The following is an 18,502-nucleotide window of genomic DNA, read 5'->3' on the forward strand; positions in this document are numbered from 1 at the left end:
ACCAACCGGAACTTTATTGGCCGGATGGGTAGCAACAGAGCAGAGATATTTTTGGGTTCACCGGCTACTGTAGCTGCGTCGGCTATTGAAGGGCGGATTACGGACCCCAGAAAGTATTTGGGTTAACGAGATGGGGGGGTGGCAACCGTGGTTCGAAAAGTTATTAAAGGAAGAGTTTGGAGGTACGGTGATAATATTAACACGGATATTATTTCACCAGGTCAATATATGCAATTGCCTCTCGAAGAACAGGCCAAGCACGCTATGGAAGGGATCGATCCCCAGTTCACTTCTAAGGTAAAACCTGGAGATATTCTCGTGGCAGGAGACAACTTTGGGTCAGGATCCAGTCGAGAAACTGCCCCCTTGGTATTAAAATATAACGGAATAGGAGCAGTTATTGCCCGTTCCTTTGCTCGAATTTTTTATCGCAATGCTATCAATGTCGGTTTGCCGGTGCTGGAACTGGCTGAAGCTTCCGAGATTCAGGAAGGTGACGAATTAGAAATTGAACTGATTACCGGTAGGATTAAGAATCTGAGTAGAGATAAAGAGTATCAGGCCAGCAGTCTACCGGAGCACTTAATGGCAGTTATCGAAGCAGGAGGGCTGGAAGCCTATCTGGCCCAAAAGTTAGGGCTGAAAGTAGGGAGTTGGTGATAGTTATGACCGCTAAACGAATTCACCATATAGCTTTCGTTTTTCACGATCTCGATAAGGCTATTGAACTATTTGAAAAACTGTTTGCTATCAAAATAAATTCCAGACAACTCCTGCCCTCTCGCGGGGTGGAAGTGGCTACTTTTCCCATAGGCGAGACCATTATCGAGCTAATTACTCCTGTTCGGAAAGACAGTCCTGTAAAAGAATACCTGGACAAGCACGGGGAAGGTTTTTTCCACATTGCCTTTGAGGAAGATAACATAGAAGGAAAACTTGCCTACTTGCGCCAGCAAGGATTTGAATTTTTGGACAAGTCACCTCGGAAGGCGTTAAATAACTGGCGGGTGGCCTTTTTGGATCCAAAACAGACTTTTGGTATTCATTTACAGATAGTGGAGCCTTAATTTTTGGAATAATAAAAATTTTAATAAAATACGGGAGGTGATGTCTATTGGGATGAGAATAAAAGATAGACATTAACCAAAAGCTTGAAAGAATTTTGAAAAGGAGGGTATTTCAGTGGCAGGCGGAAAAGAAGTAAAAGAGCCTATCCGTTATCCGTGGATTTGGGTTGCTCTGGTGCTTATTATGCTGTTTAGCGTTCCGTGGTATTTACCTCAAGGGACTATCTATCCTATCATTTTGGGATTTCCGTATTGGGCCTTTATTGCTGTAGTAATGGGAATAGTTCTTTCAGCTTTCCTTACTTTTGTGCTCAACCGCTACTGGGATATGGAAGCCTACGAAGTAGAAGAGGAGAGAAGGGAGGTTGAATAAAGTATGGAGTTAACTTTTGGGGGTTGGACTGGAATAATTGTTCTTCTGGCTTACGGGGCGTTGATGTTGGGTATCGGCATAACGGTTTCTCTGCGGCAGAAAGACATACATGAAAGTATGGATAATTATTATTTGGGCGGGCGCACTTTGGGTTTGTTGGCTTTATTCTTTACCCTTTATGCCACCCAGTACAGCGGGAATACTATTATTGGGTACGCGCCTAAAGCTTACCGATTGGGTTTCGCTTGGTTTCAGTCGGTTACTTATATGACGGCTATTATAGGCGGCTATTTGCTATTTGCGCCGCGACTCTACATTCTGGCTAAGCGGCACAAGTTTTTGACCCCATCCGACTGGCTGGAGGCCCGCTTTAAATCACCGGCGGTTACCCTAGTGGGGACGCTATTGATGCTTTACGGGCTGGGCAACTATCTCTTGGAGCAACTGGTGGCCATTGGTCACGGCGTTTCCGGCCTTACAGCGGGTACGATTCCCTATCAAATTGGTGTGATCTTCTTTATTGTTATCATGTTGATCTACAGTTGGCTAGGTGGAATGAGGGCTGTTGCCTACACAGACGTTATGCAGGGAATTGCATTGCTAGTTGGAATTTTGGCCTTGCTCATCGGTAGTATCAAAGTATGGGGAGGTTTACCGGCTGCTACCCAGTACATGATTGCAGAAGTGCCCAAGAAGGTGGGAGTCCCGAGTCTAGAAACCTCCACAAAGTGGATTAGCTTGCTGATACTAGTGGCCATTGGCGCAGCAGTTTATCCCCATGCCATCCAGCGAATTTACGCTGCCGGGAGCGAACGTACTCTCAAGCGGTCCTTAAGCAGAATGGCCTGGATGCCTTTTGTTACCACAGGTCTTGTTTATCTGGTTGGTTTGATCGGTATCAAAGCTTTCCCGGGCCTGGATAAAATGACTTCTGAAAAACTGGTAGGAATGATGGCTAATGTTGTAGCTGCCCAATCGCCATTTTTCTACTGGATGATGATATTATTGTTCGGCGGTGTTGTGGCTGCGATTGTTTCTACTGCCGACTCGGTGCTACTCAGTTTTTCTTCTATTGTTTCTAAAGACATCTACGGGCGGTTTATCAATCCTGATGCTCCGGAAAAGCAAAAGCTGATGGTAGGAAAGGTAGCAGGAATCATTGTGCTTTTTATCCTTTTATTAATTGCGTGGAATCCTCCCGGAACCTTGTACCAAATCTTTGTACTGAAATTTGAGGTGTTAATCCAGGTGGCTCCAGCATTTATCCTAGGGCTATATTGGAAGCGATTGACTAAAGGTCCTGTAGTGGTCGGTATGATTGCCGGTGCCCTGGTAGCAGGAATGATGACCCTTAGCGGCAACAAGACATTCCTTGGCTTTTACAGCGGTGTGTGGGGTTTGTTGCTTAACTTAGCAATTTGCGTGGTAGGTAGTTTCTTGGTATCTGCTTCTAAAGAATTACAGCAAGAAGTCGAAAAGGTGATTGCCCTGGACAGGTAAGCTTACCAAACAGTTCTAGGTTGTGGTTCTTACCAAAATTAAGGCTTGCGCAAGAAGTGGCGCCCTTTAAGATATAAAAGCTCTGCTCCGGCAGAGCTTTTATAATTTGTCCGGTACGTGTGGCTGGCTTGCTCTCTGCAACCATTACTTGTGTTGAGGTTTTATTCGATTAGAAAGGAGACACGAGCAAAGATTTTTACTCTTGCTCGCCGGGCAAAACTGGCAAGGGGATAGACTTCTTACGCGGCGGCTTCCGCTTTCGCACATCCGGTTACATAAGATTAGAATGTTTTGCAAATTATAAAGCTGGGAGGTGGTTTAATTGTTGCAATTGACCGGTAAAGAAAGGAGCTTGCTGCAGGAACTTAAGAAGCACGAAGAAGTATGCATCCAAAAGTACAATAATTATGCCAACCAGGCTCAGGACCCACAACTGAAAAACTTGTTTCAGCAATATGCTTTCCAGGAACAGCGGCACTATGATACCATAAACCAGTTGCTCCAGGGACAGCAACCTAACCTGACTGGGCAGGGGCAGCAGAAAACGGGGATCCAGTTCCAAACCGCAGTGGGACAGCAACCGATAGGCATGCACTATCAGTCGGCACCCAATCAGTCCTATGCCATGCAAGGAGCGATAGCGAAAGAAACGGACGTTACCCTCTGTAACGATATGCTTATGACGGAGAGATTTGTTTCCGGTTCCTATGATACGTCCATTTTCGATGCGGTCAATCCCCAGGTTCGCCAAGCATTGCAGCATATTCAGCAGGAAGAGCAACAGCATGGTCAGGGGATAGTTAATTACTTGAACCAAAAAGGTATGAAGTCAGTTACCCCATAGCTAAAGCTAGGGGCTTGCAGGTCGAACCTGCTTCAGGGCCTACTGACGGAGACCCATCCGCCAGCGCCTCAAAATAGACCTGACGGATATTGGTTGCGGCTACTATATCCGCATGACCGACAAAACCACAGGAAGTACAGCGGAAAAGATGTCCGTGTCTATTGTCCCGAGCTGTATTGCTACATTTTGGACAGCGCTGGCTGGTATGGCGAGGGTCAACATAGACTACGGCAATACCGCGTTCGGCGGCTTTGTACTCGATGAACCTACCGAGCTGCCCAAAAGCCCAGGAGTGCTGAAAGAGACGTTGTCCTTTAATTGCACGGATTCGCTCTCTGATATAACGCAGGTCTTCCATTACGATGACGTCTCCAGGCTTGCAGGAATTGACGATTGCCTTGCTGATTTTATGGTTGAGGTCGGTCATCCAGCGGTGTTCCTTCCCCGACAGCCGTTTCAGGAGCTTTTGGGCTCCGTCCGTGCCCTTGGTCTGGAGCACTTGCCGCAACCGAGCATAATGCCTGCGGACGTGTATAGCCTGCCGTCCAGAGAACTTCAAGCCATTGGAGGTGGTAGCAAGGTTATAGATACCGCGGTCAACACCAATGACGTTACCACCTTTCGGAGGAAAAGGAACTTCACGGTTGACCACGATGTTGATGTAGAACTCTTTCGTGCGCCTGTTGTAGCAGAGGGTTGCCGAAGTGGGCTTCTGTCCCGCGAGAAGCCCCCGCTGGAAATTACCAATGGCGAGCGGGAGCTTGAGCCTCCCGGCTACTGTTGAAATGGAAACCTCCCAACGCTTCTCGTTGAAGGAAAAGGTGCGCTGGTCGAGACTCATGCTGGTGGGTTTAAACTTCCGGGGCTTCGATTGCTTCCGTTTCTTCTTGGTGGCTTCGGCTACCCGGGCAATGGCACGAATTACGAGATTGGCCTGGAGACCGTACTTTTCCTTGATGTTGCGGTAGCAGAGGTGCTGGAGTTTGACTTTGTTGGTAGTGTGGTTTTCCTGAGAGACGCAAAGGATGTCGTTGCAAGCGTCGGCAAACCGCTGCAGAGTTTCCAGAAGGACAGCGGCTTGTTCAATATTAACTTGGAGCTTGCATTTGACTGTTTTTACAAGTTTCATGACTTTATTTTACATCACATTAAAGGATGTATCAACTGCGCCTTCATCCCCAGGCTTAAAAGCCGGGGCCTCCGGCGCGGAAAGAAGGTGAACGTGGCAATAGGACGGGGAAAGATTAATTCCCCGTTTTTTTTTTTAGTATTTGTCTTAGGTTTAGAGAAATAAGAAGCCTAAGTCCCATAACTGAGTTTAATTTGGCTTTTATGTTTTTTTGACCGTGTTGGACAAACACCAACTTTTTTTATAAACCATATACTTTTAAATGAAGCGCCTTTAGAGGGGGAATTTTATGTTAGAGCATTCCTGGGCCCTACTTTTGTGGCTGGTAAAGGGAATTCCACTGTTTATTTCCTACATCAGCAATCATGCCTTTCCCCATCCTTTGTCGGAAGAAGAGGAAGCCTATTATTTGGGTCTTTGGGAAGCTGGGGACGAGGAAGCCCGGAACATTTTGATTGAACATAACCTTCGTTTAGTGGCTCATATTACCAAGAAATTTGAAGGGACGGGAGAAGATACAGAAGATCTAATTTCCATTGGCACTATCGGTTTGATTAAAGCCATTAACACTTTTGATCTGGACAAAGGCACCAAGCTGGCCACCTACGCCGCTCGTTGCATCGAGAACGAGATATTAATGCACCTGAGATCAACCAAGAAATTACGAGGGGAAATCTCTCTGTACGATTCCATTGGTGTAGATAAAGAAGGCAACGAGATAACTCTTATGGATGTCCTGGGGACGGAGGAAGATGTAGTGGCGGACATCGTAGAAAATAAATTTGAGAACAGAAGAGTCAGGGAGTATATAGAAAAGTTGGGCAACCGCGAGAAGCGCGTGTTACAGCTTCGTTACGGGTTATTTAACGGGCTCCGCCGAACTCAGCGAGAAATTGCGAAAAAGCTTGGTATCTCCCGTTCATATGTCTCCCGCATCGAGAAAAGGGAAATATAAAGCACTAATATGATCTCGTTCTACCTTATTGCTTACTTTAAACTTCTCTTTAATCTACCATCCGCTGATAGAAAAGGCCTTGGTGATTGATCCAAGGCCTTTTTAGAATTCCACGCCTGTAGTTATTTTTTCTTATTGACCAGAAGTTGTCCCCCTATTCCGACATTTTCTGGAGAGTTCTCCTTTAGTAATACCGTAAAAGCCTCGGCGGGAATACCGGTAATTTTGCTGGCGGTGTCAGTAAACTCTTTAGCTATTTTCTCCTTCTGCTCTTTAGTTAGTTCGGGGCCTTCGAAAATGATGAGGGGCATCAATTTCACCTCCGGTTCTAGTTTTATGTACCGTATAACTTTATATTATTCCTTTTTGTGATAATATACCAGCCCCAGTTTTAGTCCCGGATTATACTTGACAAGTGTTTCCAATGTCGGTATATTGGTATCATAAATAATTCGAATTCGAAATATTTTTGTACCTAGTAAGAAAGGGGTAGGAACGTTGTCTTGTTCTCGACAGACTATACGAGCGGAACTGGTAAAGTTAATCTTTCGACTTCAGCGTCTGCTGTATCAGGAGCTCTGTTGTTCTCTTACCGAAATGGAGCTTACGGGTACAGACCTGATGGTACTTTTTTATTTGAAACAGGAGGCTAATTACAGGATAACTGATTTGGCAAGAAAGTTAGGGATTCCGGCTAGTACTCTAACCGGGGTGATTGACCGCCTGGAAGAAAAAGGTTGGGTGTGCCGGGAAAGGAGTCAGGTTGACCGAAGAGTAGTAACCATACGCCTTGGTCCTAGGTACCAAGAACAAAAGGTCGTACTTCAAAACCATTTAACTAAAGACGCTTACCGTCTACTGGCTGATTTATCCGATAATGAATGCCGGCAGCTATTGGAAGGTTTGAAGCGGGTAGAAGTTTTGATTAGACAAAAGGTAGAGCTTTCTCCGAAAACTAAGTTCGGCGAAGGAGGAGTTTAATGAACGGAACTACTATTGGCATGGCTGTTGCGGTGGTGGTTTTAGCAGGACTAGCTTACTTAAGAGGCGGTTTAGTTGCCGTAGGACAGGGAATAATCCTTGGCGGGCAAACTCTTTTATCAGTTTCTTTTTTGCTGGTGGTGGCTTTTGCCACCGCAGGACTTATTCAAGCTTTACTTTCCAAAGAAGTTGTTGGCCGGTGGATGGGAAAGGAAGCCGGGTGGAAAGGTCTTCTGGTAGGAGGTATAGCCGGTGCCTTGATCCCCGGAGGGCCTTATGTTTATTACCCTTTAGCAGCTACTTTTTTGGTTTCGGGAGCAGATATCGGCTCTGTGATAACCTTTATCGTAGCCAAAAATCTATGGACATTGAGCCGGTTGCCGATGGAAATAGCTCTTGTCGGAATTAAAATTACCGCAGTGCGTTATATCGTCACTTTCCTCTTCCCTATCTTAATGGGTGTTCTGGCTAATATGTTTTTTGCCGGAGCTACAGTCAAAATTAGACATTGGATTAAAGAACAGATGAAACAAAAGGAGGCGGGTAACTGATGGGCGTTGCCGTCTTAGTCATAGGCTTGATTGCCCTGTCGCTTTTCTTGATCGGTTACCGCCGGGGGGATGGTTCCCATATCAAAGGTCTGCGTATGGGTTGGAACATGTTTAAAGGACTTTTACCTCTCCTTCTCTTAGCTTTCACGGCAGCAGGGCTTCTGCAGGTGGCTATTCCACCGGAATTAATTCGTAGCTGGCTTGGTGAGGAAGCCGGATGGAAAGGGGTTCTGATTGGCAGCGTTGCGGGAGCCTTGATACCTGGAGGCCCTTATGTAGCTTTCCCCATAATTGCTTCGGTTTTCAAGGCCGGGGCTTCCCTGGGTACGGCGGTTGCCTTTATAACAAGTTGGGCTATGATGGGGCTCACTATTATTCCTTTTGAGGTGGCTTTTGTAGGACCTCGCTTTACTGCAGTGCGCTATACGCTGGCGTTGGTTTTCCCGTTTTTAGCAGGCTTTTTGGCTCAAACATTATTTGCCAGAGGATTTTAACATATCTGCTGAAATGGATTGGTAGAGGCCTAAGGCCTCTTTTATTTTGATTTTTGCAGGGTTGTTTGCTATGGGCTACGACAAGGGACAAATTCTTGTTAAGCCCCGCAGGGGCATATGTATCTATAAAGACTTTTGCTCATTGGGGGTCAGCCTGTGGCAAACAGCGAAAAAAAATCAAGAGAGGCAGGCTTCCTTGCGGTCAAATTTGTTTCTATTTCAACACCCCAGGAGGCAGAACAAGCCCTGGCAGCCGTCGTTCATATTATTATGGAATATGCTTCTGGCGGTCATAAAATAGCTGAGAATGTCCGTAAAGACAAGGTTAGAGGAGAAGAGAGTATCCTATGAGAGCCCTAGTTTATACCCGTGTAAGCACTGCGGGACAGGCTGAAGGCTTCAGTTTGGCAACCCAGCGGGAAGCCTGTGGAAAAAAGGCGCGGGAGCTCGGTGCTACGGAAATCATTTACCTGGAAGATACCTACACTGGAATCGAGCTGGAAAGGCCGGCCATGAACAAACTCCGGGAACATGTAAGGGCGAGAAATGTAGACTTAATAGTTGTATATGACCCAGACCGTTTCAGTCGCAACTTGAATGATCTGCTGATAGTTACCAAGGAAATTGATAAGGCCGGTATTACGCTGCAGTTCGTAAATTTTGACTGGCAGAATACTCCGCAGGGAATATTGTTCCTACAGCTTAGAGGAGCCATTGCTCAGTTTGAGCATGCCTTAATTAAAGAGAGAACTACCCGAGGCAAACGCAAAAAAGCCGCGGCTGGTAAAATCGGAGGTTACGCCAAACCTTACGGTTATAAATTTAATAAGGAATCTGACGAACTGGAGATAGTTCCTGAAGAAGCAGAGGTAGTAAAGAAGATTTTTGAATGGTATACTCGGGAGCAGGACCCGTTATCCAGTTACGCTATCGCCAAAAAACTTGCCGCCGAAGGAATCCCTGGTCCAACCGGAAAGGGTTGGTTTTACAGCTCTATTCTGCGCATGTTAAAAAATGAAACGTATACCGGCATAATGAAACGCAAAGATGAGCAGCCCGACTGGAAGCCGGTCAGGGTACCACCGATTATTTCCCGGGAAACTTGGGAGAAGGCTCAGAAACGTATAGAAGAAAACCGCCGTTTCAATCCGAAGAGAACTAGAAATGAATATCTGGTACAGCGACTTATTTACTGTGGCTTATGTGGCCGTTCCCTGACGGTGGTTAACCGCACTAAAGGTGAAAAGTCATGGAGTTATTATACCTGCCCGGGAAGGTATCCGCGAAAATTCGGTAATCAAGCGGAATTCACGCCCTGTCGGTTGAAGGCTATACGAACAACGGTACTGGATGACATAATATGGCAGGAAATAAGTTCCCGGCTGAGAAACCCGAAAATCTACATCACGTACCTCCGCAAGAAAAAAGAAGCAATTGTAGAACTTCCCCGCCGTGAACTGAGGAAGGCGGAAAAAGCCTTAAAGAATACTAAAGCGGCTGTAGAAAGGGCCAACAAAGCCTATTTCAACGGATATATCAATGAAGTTGAGTATCGAAAATATATTGCCGAATACACTGAAACAGAGCAGTACTGGCGGAAGGAAATTGCCCGCCTCAAACGGGAAATTGCGGAAAGGGAGCTTGCACTCGGGGAGCAGCGAGAACTACATCACTACGTTCAGCGGTTGGTCGCCTCGGTAGATAAGCTCTCTTTTGGCAAAAAGCAGCAAATTGTGCGTTTGCTGGTTAAACGCCTGGTTATTTATCCTGACCTAGTAGAAATCCGAGGGCATTTTCACTGGGTGCTGGCACCATAACAATCCCCCGTCCTCTCCCCGAATATTCCGATTAATTTAAATTTCTTTCTGGTTTCTTTAAAACCTTCTCTTGTGTTTTTTACTTATCCGACCTAGATGGTTTTGCGAAATAACCTTTAAAATTATACAGGTATTCAGTCTTGGGCCTAATAATAAAAGAGGAGGCTTCTTTGAGCATCCTGACAAAGAATAATTTAATAATTATTGATGTTACGAGTGATATGGGTCCAGATACCGGAGTAATTTTTGCCAGCATTTCTCTAACTCTTTTTCTATTTTGCGCCGTTCCTCAAGCAGAAAATTAATTCTGTCTCGCAATTCATAGAATTCTTGTCGATTGCCTGCTATCGTCAAGAATTGTTCGGCTGCGGTGCGGGATTTAACAACGATACCTGTACCCGGAATAACCTGGACCACGTCATGCAACTGTAGGAGAGCTGTGGCCTTGCGAATGGTCTCGGGAGAAACTTTGTACTGAGCGGCAAGTAAGGAACGACCCAACAGCTTAACTCCTTCCCGGTATTCCTCCTGCACAATTCGGCGGGCAATATCCCAAGCAATGGTTTCATAGCGGGGTAGTTCCAGGCCTTTTTGGGGTGAATTCACACGTATCTCCTTTCCGTAAGTAATTCCATTTTCAGACGGCCATAACTGGTAGATCTCGACAATGTCTTTTCCTATATCCCAATTATATCTTAATTATTATGTTTAATAAAGGTTAACCTTTTCTAGAGCCTCCATGATTCCCTGCGCATATGGTTTGCTGGCTCGGTATACCGTATGGGGTAAACAGTGCTCAAGTACTTCCGGTTGCGCGTTAGATACGACTACACCGGGTAAACCCAGTAGGAGCATATCTAAATCGTTGCCGCTGTCACCACATACCAATATCCGCTGGTTGGGAATTCCTAATTTGTGTTGCACGTATTTCAAAGCATTACCTTTGCCTGCCAAAGGTGGTAAAATATCTACATCAACTCCTGAGCTGACAATCACCCGAGCTTGTAAGCCGTGTTTTTTCAAAGTGCTACTCAGGCGGTGTTCAATATTATGTCTGTTTTCAATTAGGCGATAAGCAAGGCGTTCTTGATGAGGTAGTTGTTTTAATTCTAAAAATCTGTAATTGCGTAATAAGATTTTTATTTTTTCCGGTTCCCAGTTTTGTTTCATCAATGATTTCCACACCGGGTCAGGTTCAAAGTCAGGGGCAAAACGGATTTCGACGCCCACGTCGGTAACTACCGCGGCGGGAGGAAGTAAGTTATAGGCGGACATTACTTTACGGGCAGATTCCCAGTAGCGACCGGTTAAGTATATTAGCTGGACTTTTTTGCGCTTTAACAGTTCGTTCAGCTTGAGTAACGATTTTTCATCGCCAACTAAAGTATTATCCAGGTCCGTTGCTAAGAAGAAAGGTGTTCTTGTTTTTCTCGTGGCTGGTTGCATTCTATTACCTCCTGGTATAAGTTATTCACCCTTTTTGCTACAGCATTCCAGTTAAACTTCCCGGAAACATAGGTTGCGGCCTGGCGTGCCATCCGTTTCCGTAAAATATCATCTAACAGTATCCGAGCAACCGCTTTTGCCAAGGCTTCGGGTGACCGGGGTGGAACCAGAAGACCAGTTTTCCCCTCTCTTACTGTATAGCGTAACCCGCCTACGCGGGAAGCAATAACAGGGCAACCGCAAGCCATGGCTTCAACAGCAACTAGCCCGAAGGATTCATAATAGGAGGGAACTACACAGACGTCCGCTGCGTTGTAATAATTGGGCAACTCCTCGTGAGATTTTGGCCCCAGGAAACAGATATTATCTCTCAGCCTCATTCTTTCAATAAGACGAACCAGTTCCTGTTTTTCCGCACTTGCCTGTTTTAAGGGAACGTCTAACGGATCACCGCCGATTATCCAAAGCCTAGTCTTCGGCGCTAGTTCAGGACAGTGTTGAAATAGCAAGGACAGAGATTGGATAAGGACCTCCAGCCCTTTACTGGCAACGAATCTTCCCACAAACAATATTATTTTTTTTCCTTCTGCCTGCAGTTGCTTCCGTAATTCTTTGCGGGCAAGTACACGAAAGCGGCTAACTTCCACACCGCAAGGAATGATATGGATTTTTTGCGGAGATACTCGATAGCCGAGGATCAGTTGTTTCTTTTCTTCCGGGCTGGTAGCTATGATAGCAACAGCCTGATCAAATATCCGTTTTTCTTCCTCTAAGCGAAGAGAAATTTCCTTAGCATCTTTGATCCCCAAGGATCTTTTCTTAACCAGGCCTAGGGAATGAGAGGTATGTATCTGAGGTACCCCTAGCTGTTTCTTGAGATGTCTGCCCACCCACCCGGACAACCAGTAATGAGAGTGAATGAGTTCGTAGTTGTTGTTATGCTTTTTAAAGAATTCCGTCGCTTGTTGCAGAAATTTTGGTAATCTTTGAAAAAGCTTATTTTTGCTTTCAAAGCCACGGTTACCGGCGTCGAAGCGAATTACTCGACTGCCTCTTCCCAATTTTTGTACCGGTGGATCGTTCGGATTACTCCAGTGAGTAATTACATCAATCTGCCAGTCTAACTTCTCTAGGGCCATCGCTAGTTGCCTTACATATGCATTTTGCCCGCCAGCTTGGATGGAGCCTAATGGAGCTAACGGATCACCGTGTACGGAAATGAAGATGGCTCGTTTTGCAGTCAACAGCATCCCCCCAAATTGGTTTGAATTAATACCAAATTAACCAGGTATATACAGACAACTTAATTATATAATATGGGTTGTCGCAAAGCAAGGACAGACCGTCGTAAATTGCACTAAAATTCTGACTTGTTAGAAGAGGTATGGTATGCTAAAATAAGGCTAGGGCTAAGGTGAAATGAGGTTTTGACGGTAGTGATTAGCGGGGTTAAGCTTTAAATCAAAAAGCAGGACGGTAGTACAGGAGGAATGGCTGGTTTTGGCGCTCTATCGAGTGCTTTTTTATTTGCTTCTCCTTGCCGGAGGAAAATAAGGGGATGCGGGGCGTCCGGCTCAGATACATAATCTGATTCTGCTGTAAAACGGAAAAGAGGAGAAAATTACAATTTGCTGAATACTTGTAGTGAGATTCTGTTGCTTAACGGGGAGGGCAATACGTGGGTACCATATGTATCGGGGAAAAAGAAATAGAGGTAATCCTTAATTCCACTCACGAAGGAATTATAGCAGTAAATCGAGAGGGTAAGATTACTGTTTTCAACCAGGCGGCAGAAAAGCTGATTGGAGTTTCGGCGGAAGAAGCTCTGGGTAGAGACGTAACCGAGGTGGTCCCCAACACCCGGTTGCCGGTAGTGTTAAAAACCGGGAAGGCTGAACTAAACCAGCAGCAGCGGATTGGTGATACTATGATCCTTACCAACCGGGTTCCGGTTCGAGATGAGAACGGTGCGGTGGTGGGCGTAGTAGCCGTTTTCCGGGATATAAGCGAAATCGTTGCCCTGGCGGAACGAATTACCAGGCTACGGGAAACCCAAATGCTGCTCGAGGCCATTATCAACTCTACTCAAGATGCCATCTCCGTAGTTGATGAAAGCGGTTTGCAGATTATGATAAATCCGGCTTATACGCAACTGACAGGACTTACGGAAAAAGATGTGTTGGGCAAGCCGGCAACGGTTGACATTGCCGAGGGAGAAAGTATGCATATGCGTGTGTTGAAGACACGGCAGCCGGTGCGGGCCGTGCCGATGAAGGTGGGCCCCAAACGGCGGGAGGTGCTGGTTGATGCAGCTCCGATTATTGTTAACAACGAACTGAAGGGCAGCGTTGCGGTTATCCATGACATTTCTGAGATTCGGCGGTTATCGGAGGAACTGGAGCGGGCCAGACGGCTTATCCGGCATCTGGAGGCTAAGTATACCTTTGATGATATTGTGGGGGTAAGCGTAGAAATCCGGGAGGCTATTGAGCAGGCCAAAAAGGCGGCTGAAACTCCGGCCACAGTCGTATTACGGGGAGAAAGCGGTACGGGGAAAGAGTTGTTTGCCCATGCTATTCATCAGGCCAGCAAACGTTCTCACGGGCCGTTTATCCGGGTCAGTTGTGCTGCCATTCCGGATACCCTGTTGGAAAGCGAGCTCTTCGGCTATGTGGAAGGAGCCTTTACTGGAGCCCGGCGGGGTGGACGGCGGGGCTATTTTCAAGAAGCCAGCGGAGGTACCCTGTTTCTAGATGAAATTGGCGAGATGGGCCTGGGCGTTCAATCTAAGTTATTGCGGGTTCTGCAGGAAAAAGAAGTGGTACCGGTAGGGGATTCCAAGCCAGTTCCCGTGGATGTAAGGGTGATCGCCGCTACCAATGCGAATCTGGAGGAACTGGTGAAAAAAGGGAAGTTTCGGGAAGACTTATATTACCGGTTAAACGTGATTACCATCAATATCCCCCCGTTACGCTATCGCAAGCAGGACATTCCCCACCTGGTCCATTATTTGCTCCGTAAATTCAACCAGGAATACGGTCGCAACGTACAGGAAATATCACCGGAAGCACTGCAACGTTTTCTTGATTATTCCTGGCCGGGTAATGTGCGCGAATTGGAGAATGTATTGAGCCGGGCCATAATTAATATGAAGGTAGGAGAAACCCGGATAGAGGCTTACCATTTGCCTCCCCTCGGCGGGCCGCTAGTTTCGTATACCGGTGAAGACAGTGCAACTTCCCTACCTGCCGGTTTCGGCGGGGAGAGCCTGAGTCAGATGCGAGATCGTTGGGAAAAAGAGGTAATACAAAGGGCACTGGGGCAGACGGGGGGTAATAAAACAGCTGCGGCCCGGTTATTGCGCATATCGATCAGGAGTTTGTATAATAAACTTGAAAAACATGGTCTCAAATAAAACCTGTAAAAAATTGCATGCATTGATATGCATATTTTTATAGGAATATGCAGAGTAGATATGTTAGCGGTAATAAGCTAGATCCCGAAAACATTGGTTTTTCGGGATTTTTTAATTTTGCCATCGGCGGAGAATATGGCATCATTCTTGCGTTTTCAAGTTGGCAGGCAGTAATAAAACTAAGGAGGGGTTACCCGTGAGAATATTTGAATACTTTGAAAAAGAACCCTATGAACAGGTGGTTTACGGGTATGATACGGCTTCGGGACTTAAGACTATCATTGCCATTCACAATACGACACTAGGCCCCGCTCTGGGGGGTGTCAGGATGTGGCCTTATGCTTCGGAAGAGGAAGCACTGGTAGATGTATTACGTTTGTCCCGGGCCATGACTTACAAGGCGGCAGCGGCAGACATGAATTTAGGTGGCGGTAAGGCGGTCATTATAGGTGATCCTCGCCGGGACAAGACAGAAAAACTGTTGAGGGCATATGGACGGTTCGTGGACAGCCTGGGCGGGCGTTATATTACCGCGGAGGATGTGGGCGTGGGTAAAGAAGATATGGATATTATCAAAAGAGAAACCGGGTATGTGGTGGGGGTTACGGGTGGTAGCGGCGATCCATCTCCTTTTACCGCCTATGGGGTCTGGTTAGGAATGAAAGCTGCGGTAAAAGAAGTGTATGGTAAGGAGTCCCTGGAGGGTCTTACCATTGCCGTGCAGGGGCTGGGAAAGGTAGGCTGTTGTTTATGTCGGCACTTGTACCGGGATGGCGCCAGGCTGGTGGTAACCGATATTAACCACGAGGCAGTCAAGAAGGCCGTAAAAGAGTTTGGAGCAGAAGCCGTTAACCCGGAGGAAATTTACGGAGTTAAATGTGATATTTTTGCTCCGTGTGCCCTGGGGGCGGTGGTTAACGACGCTACCATACCCCGGTTTAACTGTAAAATCATTGCGGGCTGTGCGAACAATGTTTTAGAAGATGATCAGCACGGAGATTTTCTCCATGATATGGGTATACTATACGTGCCCGATTACATCATCAATGCCGGTGGTTTGATTAACGTGGCGGAGGAACTTGGCGGATATAACCGGCAGCGGGCTTTAGACAAGATAAACAGGATTTATAACACGGTTAAGGAAGTAATTTCTCTGGCCAAGGGGAAAGGTATTCCGCCGTACCAGGCGGCAGACATGATCGTGCGGGAAAGAATTGGCCGTGCCAAGCATGTGCCCGGCGTCTGCCAGAGGGGGGATATGGTTGGCTAGCAAAGGGAAGTTAACGTTGTTTCGCGATTATTGCAAAGGGTGCGGTCTTTGTACTGCTTTCTGCCCTCGAGGAATTTTAATCTTGGATAAAGATATAAATATGCTCGGTTATCACCCGGTAACTGTAACAGACATGGATAAATGTAGCGGTTGTGCGCTGTGCGCCAGAATGTGTCCCGATCTCGTGATTCAGGTAGAAAGGGTGAGCTGAAGTGACCAGAAGATTGATGAAGGGTAACGAAGCGATTGGGGCGGCGGCTCTTGCTGCCGGATGCCGGTATTTTTTCGGGTACCCTATTACACCGCAGACGGAGTTACCCGAATACCTGGCCAGAAGATTGCCGGAGGCAGGAGGGGTATTTCTCCAGGCAGAGAGTGAAATAGCAGCCATCAATATGGTATACGGAGCTGCCGCTGCGGGGGCCAGGGTAATGACATCTTCTTCCAGCCCGGGCATCAGCTTGAAAACGGAAGGGATTTCCTATCTTGCTGCGGCGGAGTTGCCATGCGTCATCGTCAATATAATGCGGGGAGGCCCTGGGCTGGGAGGAATCCAGCCGGCTCAATCTGACTATTTTCAGGCTACCAAGGGAGGCGGCCATGGAGATTACCGGATAATTGTATTAGCTCCTGCTTCTGTACAGGAAATTATTGACCTGACCCGGCTGGCTTTTGAGCTGGCCGATCTATACCGTAATCCGGTCATGATTTTAGGAGATGGTCTTTTGGGTCAGATGATGGAGGCAGTGGAGTTTAACGAAGAAGACGATAAAGGGAACAGGCCGATTCCCAAAACTTGGGCGACCACCGGTTGTAAAGGGCGTAAGAAAAACATTATTAATTCCCTTTATCTTGATCCGGCCGAGCTGGAGCAGCACAACCTTCATCTCCAGGAAAAATACAGGGAGATTGTACAGAAAGAACAAAGGGCGGAAGAATACCTGACGCGGGACGCCGAAATAATCACGGTGGCTTTCGGTACGGCGGCCAGAATTGTTAAAGAAGCAGTAGTTTCCGCCCGGGCCCGAGGAATCAAGGTGGGTTTGTTGAGGCCCATTACCTTGTGGCCTTTCCCGGAGAATGCCCTGAAGCGGAGCTTGCAGCGGGCCAGGGCAATCCTGACGGTGGAAATGAATGCAGGGCAAATGGTAGAGGATGTGAAGTTGGCGGTTGAGGGTAAAGTTCCGGTATATTTTTACGGCCGCACGGGAGGTATCCTGCCTGATTCCCGAACCGTCCTCAAGGAAATTCAACGGGTTGGGGGGTATGACTATGAAGATAGTCTTTCAAAAGCCGAAAGCCTTGTCGGCGGGTAGGTTTCATTATTGCCCCGGATGTACTCACGGTATTATTCACCGGCTGGTAGCAGAGGTTATTGATGAGTTGGAGATCAGGGAACGCACGGTAGGCATTGCTTCGGTAGGCTGTTCTGTGCTGGCCTATAATTACTTCAATGTAGATATGATACAGGCCGCTCATGGTCGGGCCCCGGCGGTGGCCACCGGCGTAAAAAGGGTATTGCCGGAAAGTGTGGTCTTTACTTATCAGGGAGACGGGGATTTGGCTTCTATCGGTATTGCGGAGGCAATTCATGCCGCTGCCCGGGGAGAAAGGGTTACTGTTATTTTTGTCAACAATACCTGCTACGGTATGACCGGCGGGCAGATGGCTCCTACCACCCTGGTGGGGCAGGTAACCACTACCTCTCCCCGAGGCCGAGAAGCGATGCACAGCGGTTATCCGGTAAGGGTTCCCGAAATGCTGGCTACACTGCAAGGGGCGGCCTACCTCAGCCGGGTTTCGGTGCACAACCCCGTACAAGTAAAGCGGGCCAAGGAAGCTGTTAAAAGGGCCTTTATCACCCAGCTAAAGGGTTTGGGTTTTTCGCTGGTAGAGGTACTTTCCACCTGCCCAACTAACTGGGGGCTGAGCCCCGTGGAAGCATTAAAATGGCTGGAGGAGAACATGATACCTCAGTTCCCGCTGGGTGAACTCAAGATAACGGAGGGGGTGGCATGATGCGCAAGTTTGGTTTGATAGTAGCGGGCTTTGGCGGCCAGGGCGTATTATTTGTGGGTCAGTTACTGGCTCACGCGGCCGTGATAGAAGGAAAACAGGTAGCCTGGATTCCTTCTTACGGACCGGAGATGCGCGGTGGTACGGCCCATTGTATGGTTGCCATCGCTGAGAGGGAGATTAGTTCACCTCTGGTAGAAGAGCCGGACGCGGTGATGGTTTTTAACAGGCCGTCCCTGGATAAATTTGAGCCGATAATTATCAAGGGAGGACTGTTATTGGTGAACAGTTCGATGGTAGACCGACCCCCTGTACGACGCGATCTTCAAGTTTATCCCATTGCAGCCAATACTTTGGCTGAACAGCTGGGAAACAGTCGGGTGGCCAACATGATCATGCTGGGCGCGCTGGTCAAGCTTACCGGAATCGTTTCCATAGACAGTGTTTTACAGGCTCTGCAACAGGTGCTGCCTGAACACCGCCGCGATTTGTTGACACTTAACCAAAAGGCGTTAGAACTAGGCGCTGCCAGCTTCAAGGTAGCTTAGCCCTCCCTGGGAGGGCTTTTTTGTTCGCCCAGCATGTCTGCTGAGCCGATGGGTTGAAAGAAACCCTGTCACCTAACCAGCGGGAAGACAATCCGT

At 47.3% G+C, this 18,502-nt stretch carries 23 protein-coding genes; 18 read left to right on the plus strand and 5 right to left on the minus strand.

Annotation, left to right across the window (positions count from 1 at the left end; genetic code table 11):
* The 6 genes from KKC1_RS17425 to KKC1_RS06740 all read left to right on the plus strand — a co-directional run.
* A partial coding sequence (locus tag KKC1_RS17425) for a hypothetical protein (RefSeq protein ID WP_192868118.1) occupies positions 1 to 126 on the plus strand: 126 nt, incomplete at its 5' end.
* Positions 127 to 147: 21 nt separating this feature from the next.
* Positions 148 to 660 (plus strand): 3-isopropylmalate dehydratase small subunit, encoded by a 513-nt coding sequence (locus tag KKC1_RS06720; RefSeq protein WP_088553713.1) that lies wholly within the window; start codon positions 148 to 150, stop codon positions 658 to 660.
* Between the two features lie 5 nt (positions 661 to 665).
* Positions 666 to 1,067: a VOC family protein gene (locus KKC1_RS06725; RefSeq protein WP_088553714.1), complete on the plus strand. Its 402-nt coding sequence runs from the start codon at positions 666 to 668 to the stop codon at positions 1,065 to 1,067.
* 115 nt (positions 1,068 to 1,182) lie between these two features.
* Positions 1,183 to 1,440: a hypothetical protein gene (locus tag KKC1_RS06730; RefSeq protein WP_088553715.1), complete on the plus strand. Its 258-nt coding sequence runs from the start codon at positions 1,183 to 1,185 to the stop codon at positions 1,438 to 1,440.
* A gap of 3 nt (positions 1,441 to 1,443) precedes the next feature.
* Positions 1,444 to 2,940: a sodium:solute symporter family protein gene (locus KKC1_RS06735; RefSeq protein WP_088553716.1), complete on the plus strand. Its 1,497-nt coding sequence runs from the start codon at positions 1,444 to 1,446 to the stop codon at positions 2,938 to 2,940.
* Positions 2,941 to 3,262: 322 nt separating this feature from the next.
* The gene (locus KKC1_RS06740; RefSeq protein ID WP_202819976.1) at positions 3,263 to 3,784 is read left to right on the plus strand and encodes a spore coat protein; all 522 of its coding nucleotides are present in this window, start codon (positions 3,263 to 3,265) and stop codon (positions 3,782 to 3,784) included.
* Here the strand turns inward: KKC1_RS06740 and KKC1_RS06745 are convergent.
* Entirely contained in the window at positions 3,774 to 4,913 is a 1,140-nt protein-coding gene (locus KKC1_RS06745) for an RNA-guided endonuclease InsQ/TnpB family protein (RefSeq protein ID WP_088553717.1), read from the minus strand. The two genes, KKC1_RS06740 and KKC1_RS06745, sit on opposite strands and share 11 nt — an antisense overlap.
* A gap of 289 nt (positions 4,914 to 5,202) precedes the next feature.
* Between KKC1_RS06745 and sigK the strand changes: the two genes are divergently transcribed.
* Positions 5,203 to 5,868 carry an RNA polymerase sporulation sigma factor SigK gene (gene sigK, locus KKC1_RS06750; protein ID WP_088553718.1) on the plus strand — a complete coding sequence of 222 codons (666 nt, stop codon included), beginning with the start codon at positions 5,203 to 5,205 and terminating at the stop codon, positions 5,866 to 5,868.
* Positions 5,869 to 5,990: 122 nt separating this feature from the next.
* Here the strand turns inward: sigK and dmpI are convergent, their stop codons facing one another.
* Positions 5,991 to 6,179, minus strand: a complete 189-nt coding sequence (gene dmpI / locus KKC1_RS06755; protein ID WP_088553719.1) for a 4-oxalocrotonate tautomerase DmpI — start codon at positions 6,177 to 6,179, stop codon at positions 5,991 to 5,993.
* 187 nt (positions 6,180 to 6,366) lie between these two features.
* Here dmpI and KKC1_RS06760 point away from each other — a divergent pair, with 187 nt between their 5' ends.
* The 5 genes from KKC1_RS06760 to KKC1_RS06780 all read left to right on the plus strand — a co-directional run bounded on the left by KKC1_RS06760 (position 6,367) and on the right by KKC1_RS06780 (position 9,711).
* Complete coding sequence (locus KKC1_RS06760; RefSeq protein ID WP_088553720.1) at positions 6,367 to 6,849, plus strand: MarR family winged helix-turn-helix transcriptional regulator; 483 nt, start codon at positions 6,367 to 6,369, stop codon at positions 6,847 to 6,849.
* Complete coding sequence (locus KKC1_RS06765; RefSeq protein ID WP_088553721.1) at positions 6,849 to 7,400, plus strand: permease; 552 nt, start codon at positions 6,849 to 6,851, stop codon at positions 7,398 to 7,400. The genes KKC1_RS06760 and KKC1_RS06765 overlap by 1 nt, the downstream gene beginning before the upstream one ends.
* Entirely contained in the window at positions 7,400 to 7,894 is a 495-nt protein-coding gene (locus KKC1_RS06770) for a permease (protein WP_088553722.1), read from the plus strand. The genes KKC1_RS06765 and KKC1_RS06770 overlap by 1 nt, the downstream gene beginning before the upstream one ends.
* A 156-nt stretch (positions 7,895 to 8,050) precedes the next feature.
* Positions 8,051 to 8,245 (plus strand): hypothetical protein, encoded by a 195-nt coding sequence (locus KKC1_RS06775; RefSeq protein ID WP_088553723.1) that lies wholly within the window; start codon positions 8,051 to 8,053, stop codon positions 8,243 to 8,245.
* Entirely contained in the window at positions 8,242 to 9,711 is a 1,470-nt protein-coding gene (locus KKC1_RS06780) for a recombinase family protein (RefSeq protein WP_088553724.1), read from the plus strand. The genes KKC1_RS06775 and KKC1_RS06780 overlap by 4 nt, the downstream gene beginning before the upstream one ends.
* 210 nt (positions 9,712 to 9,921) lie before the next feature.
* Here the strand turns inward: KKC1_RS06780 and KKC1_RS06785 are convergent, their stop codons facing one another.
* The 3 genes from KKC1_RS06785 to KKC1_RS06795 all read right to left on the minus strand — a co-directional run bounded on the left by KKC1_RS06785 (position 9,922) and on the right by KKC1_RS06795 (position 12,401).
* Positions 9,922 to 10,317 carry a GntR family transcriptional regulator gene (locus KKC1_RS06785; protein ID WP_192868119.1) on the minus strand — a complete coding sequence of 132 codons (396 nt, stop codon included), beginning with the start codon at positions 10,315 to 10,317 and terminating at the stop codon, positions 9,922 to 9,924.
* Between the two features lie 102 nt (positions 10,318 to 10,419).
* Entirely contained in the window at positions 10,420 to 11,157 is a 738-nt protein-coding gene (locus KKC1_RS06790; RefSeq protein WP_088553726.1) for an HAD-IIB family hydrolase, read from the minus strand.
* Positions 11,115 to 12,401: a glycosyltransferase gene (locus KKC1_RS06795; RefSeq protein WP_192868120.1), complete on the minus strand. Its 1,287-nt coding sequence runs from the start codon at positions 12,399 to 12,401 to the stop codon at positions 11,115 to 11,117. Before KKC1_RS06795 ends, KKC1_RS06790 begins: the two co-directional genes overlap by 43 nt.
* Positions 12,402 to 12,835: 434 nt before the next feature.
* Here KKC1_RS06795 and KKC1_RS06800 point away from each other — a divergent pair, with 434 nt between their 5' ends.
* The 6 genes from KKC1_RS06800 (at position 12,836) to KKC1_RS06825 (ending at position 18,406) form a co-directional block, all read left to right on the plus strand.
* Complete coding sequence (locus KKC1_RS06800; protein ID WP_088553728.1) at positions 12,836 to 14,572, plus strand: sigma-54 interaction domain-containing protein; 1,737 nt, start codon at positions 12,836 to 12,838, stop codon at positions 14,570 to 14,572.
* A 196-nt stretch (positions 14,573 to 14,768) separates the two neighbouring features.
* On the plus strand, positions 14,769 to 15,842 hold the full coding sequence (locus KKC1_RS06805; protein WP_088553729.1) for a Glu/Leu/Phe/Val dehydrogenase dimerization domain-containing protein: 1,074 nt from the start codon (positions 14,769 to 14,771) through the stop codon (positions 15,840 to 15,842).
* Positions 15,835 to 16,053: a 4Fe-4S binding protein gene (locus KKC1_RS06810; RefSeq protein WP_238134226.1), complete on the plus strand. Its 219-nt coding sequence runs from the start codon at positions 15,835 to 15,837 to the stop codon at positions 16,051 to 16,053. Before KKC1_RS06805 ends, KKC1_RS06810 begins: the two co-directional genes overlap by 8 nt.
* A 1-nt stretch (position 16,054) precedes the next feature.
* Complete coding sequence (locus KKC1_RS06815) at positions 16,055 to 17,158, plus strand: 3-methyl-2-oxobutanoate dehydrogenase subunit VorB (RefSeq protein ID WP_088553731.1); 1,104 nt, start codon at positions 16,055 to 16,057, stop codon at positions 17,156 to 17,158.
* On the plus strand, positions 17,115 to 17,861 hold the full coding sequence (locus KKC1_RS06820) for a thiamine pyrophosphate-dependent enzyme (RefSeq protein ID WP_088553732.1): 747 nt from the start codon (positions 17,115 to 17,117) through the stop codon (positions 17,859 to 17,861). The genes KKC1_RS06815 and KKC1_RS06820 overlap by 44 nt, the downstream gene beginning before the upstream one ends.
* Complete coding sequence (locus KKC1_RS06825; RefSeq protein WP_088553733.1) at positions 17,858 to 18,406, plus strand: 2-oxoacid:ferredoxin oxidoreductase subunit gamma family protein; 549 nt, start codon at positions 17,858 to 17,860, stop codon at positions 18,404 to 18,406. Before KKC1_RS06820 ends, KKC1_RS06825 begins: the two co-directional genes overlap by 4 nt.
* Positions 18,407 to 18,502: the final 96 nt, after the last annotated feature.

Origin of the sequence: Calderihabitans maritimus (assembly GCF_002207765.1) — a bacterium.
GTDB lineage: Bacteria > Bacillota > KKC1 > Calderihabitantales > Calderihabitantaceae > Calderihabitans > Calderihabitans maritimus.

Excerpts from the sequence above, each read along its gene's own strand:
- KKC1_RS06725 (WP_088553714.1), top strand. The coding sequence starts at position 666 with ATGACCGCTAAACGAATTCACCATATAGCTTTCGTTTTTCACGATCTC.
- KKC1_RS06735 (WP_088553716.1), top strand. The coding sequence starts at position 1,444 with ATGGAGTTAACTTTTGGGGGTTGGACTGGAATAATTGTTCTTCTGGCT.
- KKC1_RS06745 (WP_088553717.1), bottom strand. The coding sequence starts at position 4,913 with ATGAAACTTGTAAAAACAGTCAAATGCAAGCTCCAAGTTAATATTGAA.
- sigK (WP_088553718.1), top strand. The coding sequence starts at position 5,203 with ATGTTAGAGCATTCCTGGGCCCTACTTTTGTGGCTGGTAAAGGGAATT.
- dmpI (WP_088553719.1), bottom strand. The coding sequence starts at position 6,179 with ATGCCCCTCATCATTTTCGAAGGCCCCGAACTAACTAAAGAGCAGAAG.
- KKC1_RS06765 (WP_088553721.1), top strand. The coding sequence starts at position 6,849 with ATGAACGGAACTACTATTGGCATGGCTGTTGCGGTGGTGGTTTTAGCA.
- KKC1_RS06770 (WP_088553722.1), top strand. The coding sequence starts at position 7,400 with ATGGGCGTTGCCGTCTTAGTCATAGGCTTGATTGCCCTGTCGCTTTTC.
- KKC1_RS06780 (WP_088553724.1), top strand. The coding sequence starts at position 8,242 with ATGAGAGCCCTAGTTTATACCCGTGTAAGCACTGCGGGACAGGCTGAA.
- KKC1_RS06790 (WP_088553726.1), bottom strand. The coding sequence starts at position 11,157 with ATGCAACCAGCCACGAGAAAAACAAGAACACCTTTCTTCTTAGCAACG.
- KKC1_RS06820 (WP_088553732.1), top strand. The coding sequence starts at position 17,115 with ATGAAGATAGTCTTTCAAAAGCCGAAAGCCTTGTCGGCGGGTAGGTTT.
- KKC1_RS06825 (WP_088553733.1), top strand. The coding sequence starts at position 17,858 with ATGATGCGCAAGTTTGGTTTGATAGTAGCGGGCTTTGGCGGCCAGGGC.